Annotated in this window: 15 protein-coding genes; 12 read left to right on the forward strand and 3 right to left on the reverse strand. The window is 59.8% G+C overall.

The features are described 5' to 3' along the window. The first annotated feature begins 197 nt into the window (after positions 1-197). On the forward strand, positions 198-644 hold the full coding sequence (locus ACIP66_RS13690; protein ID WP_053124502.1) for a response regulator: 447 nt from the start codon (positions 198-200) through the stop codon (positions 642-644). Positions 645-902: 258 nt separating this feature from the next. Here the strand turns inward: ACIP66_RS13690 and ACIP66_RS13695 are convergent, their stop codons facing one another. Further along, positions 903-3,080, reverse strand: a complete 2,178-nt coding sequence (locus tag ACIP66_RS13695; RefSeq protein ID WP_400648733.1) for a malate synthase G — start codon at positions 3,078-3,080, stop codon at positions 903-905. Positions 3,081-3,748: 668 nt separating this feature from the next. Between ACIP66_RS13695 and ACIP66_RS13700 the strand changes: the two genes are divergently transcribed. Then, on the forward strand, positions 3,749-4,267 hold the full coding sequence (locus ACIP66_RS13700) for a glycine cleavage system protein R (protein ID WP_400648734.1): 519 nt from the start codon (positions 3,749-3,751) through the stop codon (positions 4,265-4,267). A gap of 223 nt (positions 4,268-4,490) precedes the next feature. Here ACIP66_RS13700 and rarD read toward each other — a convergent pair whose 3' ends face one another. Then, positions 4,491-5,378 (reverse strand): EamA family transporter RarD, encoded by an 888-nt coding sequence (rarD, locus tag ACIP66_RS13705; RefSeq protein ID WP_400648736.1) that lies wholly within the window; start codon positions 5,376-5,378, stop codon positions 4,491-4,493. Between the two features lie 132 nt (positions 5,379-5,510). Beyond that, positions 5,511-6,545: a type IV pilus twitching motility protein PilT gene (locus ACIP66_RS13710; protein ID WP_400648737.1), complete on the reverse strand. Its 1,035-nt coding sequence runs from the start codon at positions 6,543-6,545 to the stop codon at positions 5,511-5,513. A 56-nt stretch (positions 6,546-6,601) separates the two neighbouring features. On the opposite strand from ACIP66_RS13710, the gene ACIP66_RS13715 reads away from it, so the two are divergent. The 10 genes from ACIP66_RS13715 to ACIP66_RS13760 all read left to right on the forward strand — a co-directional run bounded on the left by ACIP66_RS13715 (position 6,602) and on the right by ACIP66_RS13760 (position 13,576). Beyond that, on the forward strand, positions 6,602-7,288 hold the full coding sequence (locus ACIP66_RS13715) for a YggS family pyridoxal phosphate-dependent enzyme (protein WP_400648739.1): 687 nt from the start codon (positions 6,602-6,604) through the stop codon (positions 7,286-7,288). Positions 7,289-7,311: 23 nt separating this feature from the next. Next, positions 7,312-8,130, forward strand: coding sequence for a pyrroline-5-carboxylate reductase (gene proC, locus ACIP66_RS13720; RefSeq protein WP_212545013.1), 819 nt, complete (start codon positions 7,312-7,314; stop codon positions 8,128-8,130). A gap of 10 nt (positions 8,131-8,140) precedes the next feature. After that, positions 8,141-8,731, forward strand: coding sequence for a YggT family protein (locus ACIP66_RS13725; RefSeq protein WP_053124487.1), 591 nt, complete (start codon positions 8,141-8,143; stop codon positions 8,729-8,731). Further along, positions 8,728-9,015 (forward strand): DUF167 domain-containing protein, encoded by a 288-nt coding sequence (locus tag ACIP66_RS13730; RefSeq protein WP_095121519.1) that lies wholly within the window; start codon positions 8,728-8,730, stop codon positions 9,013-9,015. Before ACIP66_RS13725 ends, ACIP66_RS13730 begins: the two co-directional genes overlap by 4 nt. 179 nt (positions 9,016-9,194) lie before the next feature. Further along, complete coding sequence (locus tag ACIP66_RS13735; RefSeq protein WP_053124485.1) at positions 9,195-10,334, forward strand: homoserine O-acetyltransferase; 1,140 nt, start codon at positions 9,195-9,197, stop codon at positions 10,332-10,334. A gap of 7 nt (positions 10,335-10,341) precedes the next feature. Further along, positions 10,342-10,962: a methionine biosynthesis protein MetW gene (metW, locus tag ACIP66_RS13740; protein ID WP_053124483.1), complete on the forward strand. Its 621-nt coding sequence runs from the start codon at positions 10,342-10,344 to the stop codon at positions 10,960-10,962. Positions 10,963-10,988: 26 nt separating this feature from the next. Continuing rightward, positions 10,989-11,423 carry a DUF4426 domain-containing protein gene (locus ACIP66_RS13745; RefSeq protein WP_400648741.1) on the forward strand — a complete coding sequence of 145 codons (435 nt, stop codon included), beginning with the start codon at positions 10,989-10,991 and terminating at the stop codon, positions 11,421-11,423. Then, a complete protein-coding gene (rdgB, locus tag ACIP66_RS13750; protein ID WP_218959280.1) occupies positions 11,423-12,016 on the forward strand; it encodes an RdgB/HAM1 family non-canonical purine NTP pyrophosphatase in 594 nt (197 codons plus the stop codon). The genes ACIP66_RS13745 and rdgB overlap by 1 nt, the downstream gene beginning before the upstream one ends. Beyond that, a complete protein-coding gene (hemW, locus tag ACIP66_RS13755; RefSeq protein ID WP_249342500.1) occupies positions 12,013-13,218 on the forward strand; it encodes a radical SAM family heme chaperone HemW in 1,206 nt (401 codons plus the stop codon). Before rdgB ends, hemW begins: the two co-directional genes overlap by 4 nt. Positions 13,219-13,252: 34 nt before the next feature. Next, positions 13,253-13,576, forward strand: a complete 324-nt coding sequence (locus ACIP66_RS13760) for a DUF3392 domain-containing protein (protein ID WP_007913629.1) — start codon at positions 13,253-13,255, stop codon at positions 13,574-13,576. The last annotated feature ends 90 nt before the right edge of the window (positions 13,577-13,666 follow it).

A 13,666-nucleotide genomic window follows, 5' to 3' on the forward strand; every position in this document is an offset into this window, starting at 1 on the left:
CTACGGACAGGGTGCCCATTGGACGTAAGTCTAGGTTTTGCCACCATTGGCGAAGTTTCGGAGATGCCCTACGCAAACAGTCGGAAATTCCCTCGGTTACCCCCTTGGAAAAAAATCCGACGAAGTGCACATTGAAGCTCTGCCCAGCGCTGTCTGACCACTTGCCAAGGGATTGATTTGAATACTTAGAGAACGCCATGTCCGACCACGATATTTTGAGCGACGCCGAGCGAGAAGCGCTCAGCGCAGTGATGCTCGAACCCGACCTGCCGCCGCAGCGTGTGCTGATCGTCGATGACGACAAAGACGCCCGGGAGCTGTTGTCGGAGATTCTCGCGTTGGACGGCATTCGCTGCATGACCGCGGCGAGTGGTGAGACGGCGTTGAAGATGCTCGCTGAAAAGCCTTCGATTGGCCTGGTGATTACCGATCTGCGCATGGGCAATGTCGATGGGCTGGACTTGATTCGGCAGGTGCGCGAGTCGGTGCGGGCGGCGATGCCGATCATCATTGTCTCGGGCGATGCCGATGTGAAGGACGCGATTGCTGCGATGCATTTGAGCGTGGTGGATTTTCTGCTCAAGCCGATTGATACGACGCAGTTGCTGGCGCTGGTGAAGCGCGAGTTGGGGATTGAGCCTTAAGAGCCCCTCACCCTAGCCCTCTCCCGGAGGGAGAGGGGACTGACCGAGGCGGATGTTCGAGATACGCCGACGTGAAATTCTTCGGTCGAACTCCGATTCTGAAAACCATGAAGATCGGCTCCCTTTCCCCCTCTACCCCTTGGGGGAGAGGGCTGGGGTGAGGGGGATGGATCTCAAGCCCAGCACAAAAATCCAATCCGCCGTCCAAACAAAAAAGCCCTGATCCAAAGATCAGGGCTTTTTCACTTCTACGCAAATTTACAGGCCGTTAGCCGCCTTGAACTCGCGACGACGACGGTGCAGAACCGGCTCGGTGTAACCGTTCGGCTGCTTGGTGCCTTCGACCACCAGTTCGACCGCCGCCTGGAAGGCGATGTTGCTGTCGAAGTTCGGGGCCAGCGGACGGTACAGCGGGTCGTTGGCGTTTTGACGGTCAACCACTGGCGCCATGCGCTTGAGGCTTTCCATCACTTGCGCTTCGGTGACCACGCCGTGGCGCAGCCAGTTGGCAATGTGCTGGCTGGAGATACGCAGCGTGGCACGGTCTTCCATCAGGCCGACGTCATTGATGTCCGGCACTTTCGAGCAACCCACACCCTGGTCGATCCAGCGCACCACGTAACCGAGAATGCCCTGGGAATTGTTGTCCAGTTCGTTCTTGATCTGCTCTGGCGTCCAGTTCGGGTTGACCGCCAGCGGGATGGTCAGGATGTCGTCGACCGACGCGCGAGCACGTTTGGCCAGTTCGGCCTGACGGGCGAACACGTCAACCTTGTGGTAATGCAGCGCGTGCAGTGCAGCGGCAGTCGGCGATGGAACCCAAGCGGTGTTGGCGCCAGCCAATGGGTGCGCGATTTTCTGCTCAAGCATCGCGGCCATCAGATCCGGCATCGCCCACATGCCTTTACCGATTTGCGCGCGACCTTGCAGGCCGGTGCTCAGACCGATATCGACGTTCCAGTTTTCGTAAGCGCCGATCCACTTCTCAGCCTTCATGTCAGCCTTGCGTACAACCGGGCCGGCTTCCATGGAGGTGTGGATTTCGTCGCCGGTGCGGTCGAGGAAACCGGTGTTGATGAACACCACGCGCTCGCTGGCCGCCTGGATGCAGGCCTTGAGGTTGACCGTGGTGCGGCGCTCCTCGTCCATGATCCCGACTTTCAGGGTGTTGCGCTTCAGGCCCAGCACCTCTTCGATGCGACCGAACAGCTCGTTGGTGAACGCCGCTTCTTCCGGGCCGTGCATCTTCGGTTTAACGATGTAGACCGAACCGGTGCGGGTGTTGCGGCGCGAGGTGTTGCCGTTGAGGTTGTGCATCGCCGCGAGGCAAGTGACCAGACCGTCGAGGATGCCTTCCGGCACTTCGTTACCGTCTTTGTCGAGGATCGCGTCGATGGTCATCAGGTGACCAACGTTACGCACGAACAACAGCGAACGACCGTGCAGCGTCACTTCACCGCCATTTGGCGCGGCGTAGGTGCGATCCGGGTTCATGGTGCGGGTGAAGGTCTGACCGCCCTTGGAAACGGATTCCGACAGGTCGCCCTTCATCAGGCCGAGCCAGTTGCGGTAGATCACCACTTTGTCGTCAGCATCGACGGCGGCCACGGAGTCTTCGCAGTCCATGATGGTGGTCAGCGCCGCTTCCATCAGGATGTCTTTGACGCCGGCCGGGTCGGTCTGGCCAACCGGGGTAGTAGCGTCGACCTGGATTTCGAAATGCAGACCGTTGTGTTTCAGCAGGATCGCGATTGGCGCGTTGGCGTCGCCCTGGAAACCGATCAGTTGTGCATCATCGCGCAGGCCACTGTTGCTGCCGCCCTTGAGGGTGACCACGAGTTTGCCGTCGGCGATTTTGTAGCCGGTCGAATCAACGTGGGAGCCAGCCGCCAATGGCGCGGCTTCGTCGAGGAACGCGCGGGCGAAGGCGATGACTTTGTCGCCACGCACCTTGTTGTAGCCTTTGCCTTTTTCCGCGCCACCTTCTTCGCTGATCGCGTCGGTGCCGTAGAGGGCGTCATACAGCGAACCCCAGCGGGCGTTCGAAGCATTGAGAGCAAAGCGAGCGTTCATCACCGGCACAACGAGTTGCGGGCCGGCGGTACGGGCGATTTCATCATCGACGTTTTGCGTCGTTGCCTGGAAATCAGCCGCTTCTGGCAGCAGATAACCGATTTCTTGCAGGAAGGCTTTGTAGGCCACGGCGTCGTGCGCCTGACCGTTGCGTTCCTGATGCCAGGCGTCAATACGAGCCTGGAAGTCATCGCGTTTGGCGAGTAGGGCTTTGTTCTTCGGCGCCAGGTCATGAATGACCTTGTCGGCACCTTCCCAGAATTTTTCGGCGGTGAGGCCGGTACCGGGAATGGCTTCGTTGTTCACGAAGTCGAACAGGACTTTGGCGACCTGCAGGCCACCGACTTGAACGTGTTCAGTCATTGCTTGCCTCACTCTGCTCAGCTATTTCGCTTTTCAGCTCTTCAATTTTGACAATGAAGCCTCTGGGCCATTTAAACCACAAACCTGCCGACCAGTACATGCCATTGCTGGCGGCTGGGCTGGGACCAATCAACGGCTTGGGGCCTTGCTGACGGGGCTTTCAGGGTTGCGAACAGGCTTCGGGCAGACATCGGTTCAGCGTTATGTAGTGCGCGCTGCGGCATACTACATGATGAGTTGCGCTTGTGAAAATCAGACTAATTACGTCGTTCTGCGACCTCATGTCGCATTGCGGTCACATCGCGGAACGGGATGTTCTCAAAAAACCATTGGATTGTTCCAGCTAAATATCAAAAGTTGTACACATAAATACTATTTGGCTGCTATGGCCTATGACTTCTGTCGCAGAGGGCCATGTGGCGAGGTTAATTGTGGTGAGGGGATTCATCCCCGACCGGCTGCGCAGCAGTCGCAAAACCTGCCAGCTCGGTCTGGCTGGGGAAAGCAGGGGGCGGCTTCGCCACCCATCGGGGATAAATCCCCTCGCCACAGGTTCATACCCAAACCCAGCCACAGTTTTCCAGCACGGCAGGTCGGGCCGGGCTGAATCAACGCCCTTGCCTATACTTCCCCTTCTATAACAACAGTCATGACAAGAGGGCGGCGCCATGGATCATCTCGTACTCACCGTTTTCGCCCCGGACAAGCCCGGGCAGGTCGAGCGCATTGCCCAATGCATTGCCGAGCACGGCGGTAACTGGCTGGAAAGTCGCATGTCGCGGATGGCCGGGCAGTTTGCCGGGATTTTGCGGGTGGGCGTGCCGGCAGAGGCTTACGACGAATTGGTCGATGCCCTACAAGCCTTGTCGACTCACGGCATTCGCGTGTTGATCGCCGAAAGCGGTATCGAACAATCCTGCACCTGGAAACCGATCGCCATGGATCTGGTCGGTAACGACCGTCCGGGGATTGTGCGCGACATCACCCGTTTGCTCAGCGAGCAGGGTGTGAACCTCGAACGGCTGGTGACCGAAGTACGTCCGGCGCCGATGAGCAGCGAACCGCTGTTCCACGCCGAGGCGATTCTCGCCGTGCCGTTAACCTTGTCGCTCGACGTGTTGCAGTCGCGTCTGGAAACCCTGGCTGATGATTTGATGGTCGAATTGGTGTTACGCACAGACCTTTAAACGCCAATCAGGTTATCCAGTTTTAACGTGCACCTGCCTGTGGATAACCTGTAGAGACTGCGCGCAACGCCACGCCCGCCGTGGCTTTGCTGGAGTTGATCAAAAAACCGCCAGCATTCAGTAACTTGCACACAAACGGCGGGGATCACGCTGTGGATAACCTTGGGGCGGAACGTTGCAGGCCACGAGAACCGTGGCCTGCGGAGGTTTGTGTGTTTTTTGATCAGCTGCGCCGGCGCAAACTTATCCACGCATCGACGCTGTACACCGCCAGACCGGCCCAAATAAACATGAACGCGACCAGCGTGCTGGACGACAAGTGCTCGCCAAACAGCAGCACCGCTTGCAGCAGCACCAGCGTCGGCGCGAGGTATTGCAGGAAGCCCAGCGTGGTGTAGGGCAAATGCCGCGCGGCTGCGTTGAAACATACCAGCGGCACCAGCGTCACCGGGCCGGCGGCGACCAGCCACCAGGCTTGCGAGGTTGTCCAGAACTCAGGTTGCGCGCTGGTCGCGGTCTGGTTGAACAGCAGCCAGGCGATGGCAATCGGCACCAGCATCCAGGTTTCCACCACCAGACCCGGCAACGCCTTGACTGGCGCCTGTTTGCGGATCAGCCCATAAAAACCGAAGGTCAGCGCCAGCACCAGCGACACCCACGGCAGACTGCCGACCTGCCAGACCTGCTGCGCCACACCCACCGCGGCCAGCCCAACCGCAATCCACTGCATCCGCCGCAGTCGTTCGCCGAGAATCATCATCCCCAGCAGCACGTTGACCAGCGGGTTGATGTAATAACCGAGGCTGGCTTCCAGCATGCGTCCGTTGTTCACCGACCACACATACGTCAGCCAGTTGGCCGCGATCAGCGTGCCGCTCAAGGCCAGAATCGCCAGACGCTTGGGGTTGTCGAGCAACTCGCGCAGCCAGCCTGGGTGTCTCCACACCATCAGCAGCAACGCGCCGAACAGCGCCGACCACAGCACCCGATGGATGATGATCTCGACTGCCGGTACTTCGGCGATGGCTTTGAAATAGATCGGGAACAGGCCCCAGATGATGTAGGCCGTGAGGCCCAGAATATACCCGCGACGCGGGTTGGCAGCTTGCATGCAGAATCCTTGCTTAGGCAGCTAACAAAGGAGGGGATTGTAAGGAGGTTTGCCAGCGAATGCCGTAGCTGATTGGTCAGGAATGTGTGAACGAAGGATTGAGCCTCCACCGGGGAGGCTGAGTAAAAGCGATCAGATATTATCCGGCGTCCGCGCTTTCTCCCGCGCATGCTCGCGGCTGATCAAGCCTTTGCTCACCAAATCTTTCAGGCACATGTCGAGGGTCTGCATGCCCAGCGAGCCACCGGTCTGAATCGCCGAATACATCTGCGCGACTTTGTCTTCGCGGATCAAATTACGGATCGCCGATGTACCAAGCATGATCTCGTGCGCCGCGATCCGGCCGCCGCCGATCTTCTTGATCAGCGTCTGTGAGACCACCGCCAGCAAGGACTCCGAGAGCATCGAGCGCACCATCGATTTCTCGTCACCGGGGAACACGTCCACCACCCGGTCGATGGTTTTCGCTGCCGACGTGGTGTGCAGGGTGCCGAACACCAGATGCCCGGTTTCAGCAGCGGTCAGCGCCAGGCGAATGGTTTCCAGATCGCGCATCTCACCGACGAGAATCACGTCCGGGTCTTCCCTTAACGCCGAACGTAACGCCGTGGCGAAACTGCGCGTATCGCGGTGGACTTCGCGCTGATTGATCAAACATTTGCGCGATTCGTGAACGAATTCGATCGGGTCTTCGATGGTCAGGATGTGGTGATGGCGATGGTTGTTGAGGTAATCGATCATCGCCGCCAGCGTGGTCGACTTGCCCGAGCCGGTCGGCCCGGTGACCAGCACCAGCCCGCGCGGCGCGTCGGTGATCTTGCGGAAAACATCGCCCATGGCGAGGTCGTCCATGCTCAGCACTTTTGACGGAATGGTACGGAATACGGCGCCGGCGCCACGGTTCTGGTTAAACGCGTTGACCCGAAAGCGCGCCACGCCGGGGACTTCGAAGGAAAAGTCGGTTTCCAGATGTTTCTCGAAGTCGACCCGCTGGGTGTCGTTCATGATGTCGTAGATCAGTTCGTGCACTTGCTTGTGATCCAGCGGCGGCAGATTGATCCGCCGTACATCGCCGTCGACGCGGATCATCGGCGGCAGACCGGCCGACAGGTGCAGGTCGGACGCGCCTTGTTTGGCGCTGAAGGCCAGCAGTTCAGTGATATCCATAGCGTTCCTCAATTCCAGTAGAATGCCGCGAACCTTCAGACCGCTGGCGCCTCTTGATGTCCACGATAGCAGACAACATTTCCCACGTTGGTTCGCGCATCCAGACCGCGACCCAAGCCGCACACCGTCCTGAAAACAGCGTCCAGTTGCTCGCCGTGAGCAAGACCAAACCCGCCGAGGCCCTGCGCGAAGCGTATGCCGCCGGCCTGCGCGACTTTGGTGAGAACTACCTGCAGGAAGCCTTGAGCAAACAGCTCGAACTGGCCGACCTGCCCTTGATCTGGCACTTCATCGGCCCCATTCAATCGAACAAGACTCGCGCGATTGCCGAGCATTTCGACTGGGTGCACTCCGTGGATCGCCTGAAAATCGCTCAACGTCTGTCCGAACAACGCCCGGCTGAACTGCCGCCGCTGAACATCTGCATTCAGGTCAACGTCAGCGGTGAGGCGAGTAAATCCGGCTGCACGCCTGACGATCTGCCGGCGCTGGCCGCGGCCATCAGCACTTTGCCGCGCCTGAAACTGCGCGGCTTGATGGCGATTCCCGAGCCGACCGACGACCGCGCCGAGCAAGACGCGGCCTTCGCCGCCGTGCAGAAAATGCAGGCGAGCCTTGATCTGCCGCTCGACTCACTTTCCATGGGCATGAGTCACGACCTTGAGTCGGCCATCGCCCAAGGCGCCACTTGGGTGCGTATCGGTACGGCCCTGTTTGGCGCCCGCGACTATTCCCAATCTTGAACGTTTGCAGATAAGGACCACACATGAGCAACACACGTATTGCGTTTATCGGTGCGGGCAACATGGCGGCCAGTTTGATCGGCGGCCTGCGCGCCAAAGGTCTGGAAGCTGCACACATCCGTGCCAGCGATCCGGGCGAAGAAACCCGCGCCAAGGTCAGCGCTGAGCACGGCATCGAAACGTTTGCCGACAACGCTCAAGCCATCGACGGCGTCGACGTGATCGTGCTGGCGGTCAAGCCGCAAGCCATGAAAACCGTGTGCGAAGCGATTCGCCCGAGCCTGAAACCGAATCAACTGGTGGTGTCGATTGCCGCTGGCATCACCTGCGCGAGCATGACCGCTTGGTTGGGCGAGCAGCCGATCGTGCGTTGCATGCCGAACACCCCGGCGCTGCTGCGTCAGGGCGTCAGCGGTTTGTACGCGACCAGCGAAGTGACTGCCGAGCAGCGTCAGCAAGCTGAAGAGCTGCTGTCCGCCGTCGGCATCGCCCTGTGGCTGAACGAAGAACAGCAACTGGATGCGGTGACGGCAGTGTCCGGCTCCGGCCCGGCGTACTTCTTCCTGCTGATCGAAGCGATGACCGCTGCCGGCGTCAAACTCGGTCTGCCGAAGCAAGTTGCTGAACAACTGACGCTGCAAACCGCATTGGGCGCCGCGCACATGGCCGTCGCAAGCGATGTCGACGCCGCCGAACTGCGTCGCCGGGTGACTTCGCCAAATGGCACCACAGAAGCTGCCATCAAATCTTTCCAGGCCAATGGCTTCGAAGCCCTGGTCGAAACCGCACTCGGCGCCGCCGCGCACCGCTCGGCCGAAATGGCCGAACAACTGGGCAAATAAGGAGCCTTACATGATTGGATTGAACACTGCAGCGGTTTACGTGCTGCAAACCCTCGGCAGTCTGTACCTGCTGATCGTGCTGCTGCGTTTCGTGCTGCAACTGGTGCGGGCGAATTTCTACAACCCGCTGTGCCAGTTCATCGTCAAAGCGACCCAGCCTCTGCTCAAACCGCTGCGCCGGATCATTCCGAGCGTGTTCGGTCTGGACATGTCCTCGCTGGTATTGGCAATTCTGGTGCAACTGGCGCTGATGGCGCTGACCCTGCTGCTGACGTACGGCACCACTGGCAACCCGCTGCAACTGTTTATCTGGTCGCTGATCGGCGTGACCGCGCTGTTCCTGAAGATTTTCTTCTTCGCCCTGATCATCAGCGTGATTCTGTCGTGGGTTGCGCCGGGCAGCCACAATCCGGGTGCTGAGCTGGTTAATCAGATCTGCGAGCCGGCATTGGCGCCGTTCCGCAAAATCCTGCCAAACCTTGGCGGTCTGGATCTGTCGCCGATCTTCGCCTTCCTCGCGCTGAAGCTGATCGACATGCTGGTGATCAACAATCTGGCGGCGATGACGATGATGCCGGAAATCCTCCGTCTGCTGATGTGAGCTGGTTTCGATGGGACGGTGACGACTTGATCCTCGAGTGTCACCTGCAACCGGCAGCCCGCAGCGATGATTTCGCCGGGCTGCACGGTGATCGCCTGAAGATTCGCCTGACCGCGCCGCCGGTCGAGGGCAAGGCCAATGCTTATCTGATGGGCTTTCTGGCCAAGGCGTTTGGGGTTTCGAAGAGTCAGGTGAGTTTGCTCAGTGGTGAGCTGAACCGGCAGAAGCGAGTGAAGATTTGCTCGCCGAAGAAGTTGCCGGATTTGCCTGACCTGGTGCGCTGATCGTTCCCACGCTCCGCGTGGGAATGCATCCCGGGACGCTCCGCGTCCCCCGCCGAAGCGGACGCGGAGCGTCCAATGAGGCATTCCCACGCAGAGCGTGGGAACGAGCGCAGGTAGTTGCTTGCCGCTAACCCCCCCGGTCTTTAGACTTACGCCTCATTTCAACGAGAGCAGGGTCGATGCCAACTGCCTTTCCCCCCGATTCTGTTGGTCTGGTGACGCCGCAAACCGCGCACTTCAGCGAACCGCTGGCCTTGGCCTGTGGCCGGTCGCTGGCCGCCTATGACCTGATCTACGAAACCTACGGCACGCTGAACGCGCAAGCGAGCAACGCCGTACTGATTTGCCACGCCTTGTCCGGCCACCATCACGCCGCTGGCTATCACAGCGTTGACGACCGCAAACCCGGTTGGTGGGACAGTTGCATCGGCCCCGGCAAACCGATCGACACCAATAAATTCTTCGTGGTCAGCCTGAACAACCTCGGCGGCTGCAACGGCTCCACCGGCCCGAGCAGCATCAACCCGGAGACCGGCAAACCGTTCGGTGCCGACTTCCCGGTACTTACCGTGGAAGATTGGGTGCACAGCCAGGCGCGTCTCGCTGACCTGCTCGGCATCGGCCAGTGGGCGGCGGTGATCGGCGGCAGCCTCGGCGGCATGCAGGCGCTGCAATGGACGATCACCTATCCGGATCGCGTGCGTCATTGCCTGGCCATCGCCTCGGCACCCAAACTGTCGGCGCAGAACATCGCCTTCAACGAAGTCGCGCGTCAGGCGATCCTCACGGATCCGGAATTCCACGGTGGTTCGTTCCAGGAAGCGGGCGTGATCCCCAAGCGCGGCTTGATGCTGGCGCGCATGGTCGGGCACATCACGTACCTGTCCGACGATTCGATGGGCGAGAAATTCGGCCGTGGCCTGAAGAGCGAGAAGCTTAACTACGACTTCCACAGTGTCGAGTTCCAGGTCGAAAGCTACCTGCGTTATCAGGGCGAAGAGTTCTCCGGACGCTTCGACGCCAACACTTATCTGTTGATGACCAAGGCGCTGGATTACTTCGATCCGGCGGCGAACTTCGACGATGATCTGGCGAAAACCTTCGAAAACGCCACGGCCAAGTTCTGCGTGATGTCGTTCACCACCGACTGGCGTTTCTCCCCGGCGCGTTCGCGTGAGCTGGTGGATGCGCTGATGGCAGCGCGCAAAGACGTCAGCTATCTGGAAATCGACGCACCGCAGGGCCACGACGCCTTCCTGATTCCGATCCCGCGCTACTTGCAGGCGTTCGGCAATTACATGAACCGCATCACGTTGTGAGAAAGCCATGAGAGCTGATCTGGAAATCATCCAGGAATGGATCCCCGCCGGCAGCCGCGTCCTCGACCTCGGTTGCGGTGACGGCGAACTGCTGACCTGGCTGCGCGACAACAAGAACGTCACCGGTTATGGCCTGGAAAACGACGCCGACAACATCGCCCAATGCGTGGCCAAAGGCGTCAACGTTATCGAGCAGGATCTGGACAAGGGGCTGGGCAACTTCGCCAGCAACAGTTTCGACATCGTTGTCATGACCCAGGCCCTGCAAGCCGTGCACTACCCGGACAAGATCCTCGACGAAATGCTGCGGGTCGGCCGTCAGTGCATCATCACCTTCCCGAACTTCGGCCACTGGCGCTGCCGCTGGTATCTGGCGAGCAAGGGCCGCATGCCGGTTTCGGAATTTCTGCCGTACACCTGGTACAACACGCCGAACATTCACTTCTGCACCTTCGAAGACTTTGAGGCACTTTGCCGCGAACGTGACGCGAAGGTCATTGATCGGCTTGCCGTGGATCAACAGCACCGTCACGGGTGGGCCAGTAAGCTATGGCCTAATCTATTAGGTGAGATTGGTATCTACCGCGTCAGCAGCCCGGTGCTCGCAGACCACAAGGTCGCGGTCTGAGCCACGCCATTTCGAGGAGCACGATCATGGGTCGTTTAGCGTTGTTGTTATTGACTGCCTGCCTGAGCGCCAGCGCTCTGGCGGCCGACGTCATCAAAGGCGAGCGTCAGGAAACCTTTGGCGACGTGACGGTGCACTACAACACTTTCAACTCGACGTACCTGCAACCGGACATCGCTAAAGCGGCGGAACTGATCCGCAGCAAGAATCAGGGCGTGATCAATGTCTCGGTGATCAAGGACGGCAAACCGCTGATCGCCAGCGTCACCGGCGCAGTCAAAGACCTGACCAGCAAGAGCGTGCCGCTGAATTTCCGTCAGGTCACCGAACAGGGCGCGGTGTACTACATCGCCCAATACCCGGTGGAACAACAGGAAACCCGCACCTTTGAAATCAAGGTGCAGAACGGCGACAAGATCAACACCATCAATTTCAACCAAGAACTTTTTCCCGGCGAATAATGAACATCAAGCAGCTCGTACTGGCCAGCCATAACGCCGGCAAACTCAAAGAACTTCAGGCCATGCTCGGCGAATCGGTGCAACTGCGCTCGATTGGCGAGTGGAGCAAGGTCGAGCCGGAAGAAACCGGCCTGTCGTTCGTCGAGAACGCGATCCTCAAGGCACGCAACGCCGCACGCATTTCCGGGTTGCCGGCGCTGGCCGACGATTCCGGTCTGGCGGTGGATTTCCTTGGCGGTGCGCCGGGCATCTATTCGGCGCGTTATGCCGACGGCAAGGGCGATGCGGCGAACAACGCCAAACTGCTCGACGCCTTGAAGGACGTGCCGGAGGCCGAACGTGGTGCGCAGTTCGTGTGCGTGCTGGCGCTGGTGCGTCACGCCGACGATCCGTTGCCGATCCTCTGCGAAGGCTTGTGGCACGGGCGCATTCTGACCGCTGCCAGTGGCGAACACGGTTTCGGTTATGACCCGCTGTTCTGGGTGCCGGAGCGTGATGTGTCCAGCGCCGAACTGAGCCCGGCCGACAAGAACCAGATCAGCCACCGCGCCCGTGCAATGGATCTGCTGCGCCAGCGTCTGGGCTTGAAATGACCCGTGATTCCTCTGCGTCGTCGCTGATTGTCGGCGGCGCCGCTTCTTCGCCTCGGGCGCCGCTGCCAACGCTGCCGCCCTTGTCGCTGTACATCCACATCCCGTGGTGTGTGCGCAAATGCCCGTATTGCGATTTCAACTCGCACACCGCCAGCCCGGTGTTGCCGGAGCAGGAATACGTCGACGCCTTGCTGGCCGATCTCGATCAGGATCTGCACGCGGTATATGGCCGAGAGCTGACGTCGATTTTCTTCGGTGGCGGTACGCCGAGCCTGTTCAGCGCTGAAGCGCTTGGGCGTTTGCTTGAAGGCGTCGAGCAGCGCATCCCGTTTGCTGACGACATCGAAATCACTCTGGAAGCCAATCCGGGCACCTTCGAGCAAGAAAAGTTTGTCGCCTACCGCAAGTTGGGGATCAATCGTCTGTCGATCGGTATCCAGAGCTTTCAGCAGGAAAAACTCAAGGCGCTGGGCCGGATTCACAACGGTGACGAAGCGGTGCGCGCGGCGGGGATGGCGCGGCAGGCTGGCTTCGATAACTTCAACCTCGACTTGATGCACGGTTTGCCCGATCAGTCGCTGGACGATGCCTTGAGCGATTTGCGCCAGGCCATCGAACTGAATCCGACACACATTTCCTGGTATCAACTGACGCTGGAGCCGAACACGGTGTTCTGGAATCAGCCGCCAGTGCTGCCGGAAGACGACACGCTGTGGGACATTCAAGAAGCCGGACAGGCGCTGTTGGCCGAGCACGGTTACGCGCAATACGAAGTCTCGGCTTATGCACAGGCCGGACGTCCGGCGCGGCATAACCTCAATTACTGGAGTTTTGGCGACTTCATCGGCATTGGTGCGGGCGCGCATGGCAAGTTGAGTCATCCGGACGGGCGCATCGTGCGGACGTGGAAGACGCGGCTGCCGAAGGACTATCTGAATCCGGCGAAAAACTTTCAGGCTGGCGAGAAATCGCTGAGCAATGATGAGCTGCCCTTCGACTTTTTGATGAACGCGTTGCGCCTGACTGATGGCGTGGAATCGCGGCTCTATCCGCAGCGTACCGGGCTGTCGCTCGACAGTCTTGCCGAGGCGCGGGCAGATGCAGAACAAAGCGGTCTGTTGCAGGTCGAACCGTCACGTCTGGCGGCCACCGAGCGCGGACAATTGTTCCTCAACGATTTGCTGCAGAAATTTCTGAGCTGAGCCCAACGCCCAACGGCAGCCCTAAGGAAAAACCATGGATTTGATACTCGACCTGCTCGCCACCGTCTCCCGCTGGAGCCGCAGCAACCTCTCGGAAATCGCCCTGGCGCTGGTGGGTTGCCTGCTGGTGTTGTTCGGCGCCGACTTCAAAGGCTGGGTCGAGCAACGTCTGGGCAGCATCGCCGGCGCTTTGCGCGTACCGCTGATGGCGCTGCTGTGCGTGATCGGCAGCGGCGCGGCGCTGATCTACGCGACACCGTGGGTGATCAAAGGCTTGAGCCAGTTCAACAACTACAGCCTGGCGCCAGTGCTGTTGGTAGTCCTCGTCCTCATCGGCGTAGTCGCCGACCGCCGCTGATCTTTCGGCCGCTTTTGATCGTTCCCATGCTCCGCGTGGGAATGCCTCAATGGACGCTCTGCGTCCGCTGTGGGACGCAGAGCGTCCCGG

The sequence above is a fragment of the Pseudomonas sp. NPDC088429 genome (genome assembly GCF_044753305.1).
In the GTDB taxonomy this organism is placed as follows: Bacteria; Pseudomonadota; Gammaproteobacteria; order Pseudomonadales; family Pseudomonadaceae; genus Aquipseudomonas; species Aquipseudomonas rustica.

Coding starts and splice junctions, on each gene's coding strand:
- hemW (WP_249342500.1), top strand. CDS start 12,013: ATGACCCGTGATTCCTCTGCGTCGTCGCTGATTGTCGGCGGCGCCGCT.
- ACIP66_RS13725 (WP_053124487.1), top strand. CDS start 8,141: ATGATTGGATTGAACACTGCAGCGGTTTACGTGCTGCAAACCCTCGGC.
- ACIP66_RS13745 (WP_400648741.1), top strand. CDS start 10,989: ATGGGTCGTTTAGCGTTGTTGTTATTGACTGCCTGCCTGAGCGCCAGC.
- metW (WP_053124483.1), top strand. CDS start 10,342: ATGAGAGCTGATCTGGAAATCATCCAGGAATGGATCCCCGCCGGCAGC.
- rdgB (WP_218959280.1), top strand. CDS start 11,423: ATGAACATCAAGCAGCTCGTACTGGCCAGCCATAACGCCGGCAAACTC.
- ACIP66_RS13760 (WP_007913629.1), top strand. CDS start 13,253: ATGGATTTGATACTCGACCTGCTCGCCACCGTCTCCCGCTGGAGCCGC.
- ACIP66_RS13715 (WP_400648739.1), top strand. CDS start 6,602: ATGTCCACGATAGCAGACAACATTTCCCACGTTGGTTCGCGCATCCAG.
- ACIP66_RS13700 (WP_400648734.1), top strand. CDS start 3,749: ATGGATCATCTCGTACTCACCGTTTTCGCCCCGGACAAGCCCGGGCAG.
- proC (WP_212545013.1), top strand. CDS start 7,312: ATGAGCAACACACGTATTGCGTTTATCGGTGCGGGCAACATGGCGGCC.
- ACIP66_RS13690 (WP_053124502.1), top strand. CDS start 198: ATGTCCGACCACGATATTTTGAGCGACGCCGAGCGAGAAGCGCTCAGC.
- ACIP66_RS13710 (WP_400648737.1), bottom strand. CDS start 6,545: ATGGATATCACTGAACTGCTGGCCTTCAGCGCCAAACAAGGCGCGTCC.
- rarD (WP_400648736.1), bottom strand. CDS start 5,378: ATGCAAGCTGCCAACCCGCGTCGCGGGTATATTCTGGGCCTCACGGCC.
- ACIP66_RS13735 (WP_053124485.1), top strand. CDS start 9,195: ATGCCAACTGCCTTTCCCCCCGATTCTGTTGGTCTGGTGACGCCGCAA.
- ACIP66_RS13695 (WP_400648733.1), bottom strand. CDS start 3,080: ATGACTGAACACGTTCAAGTCGGTGGCCTGCAGGTCGCCAAAGTCCTG.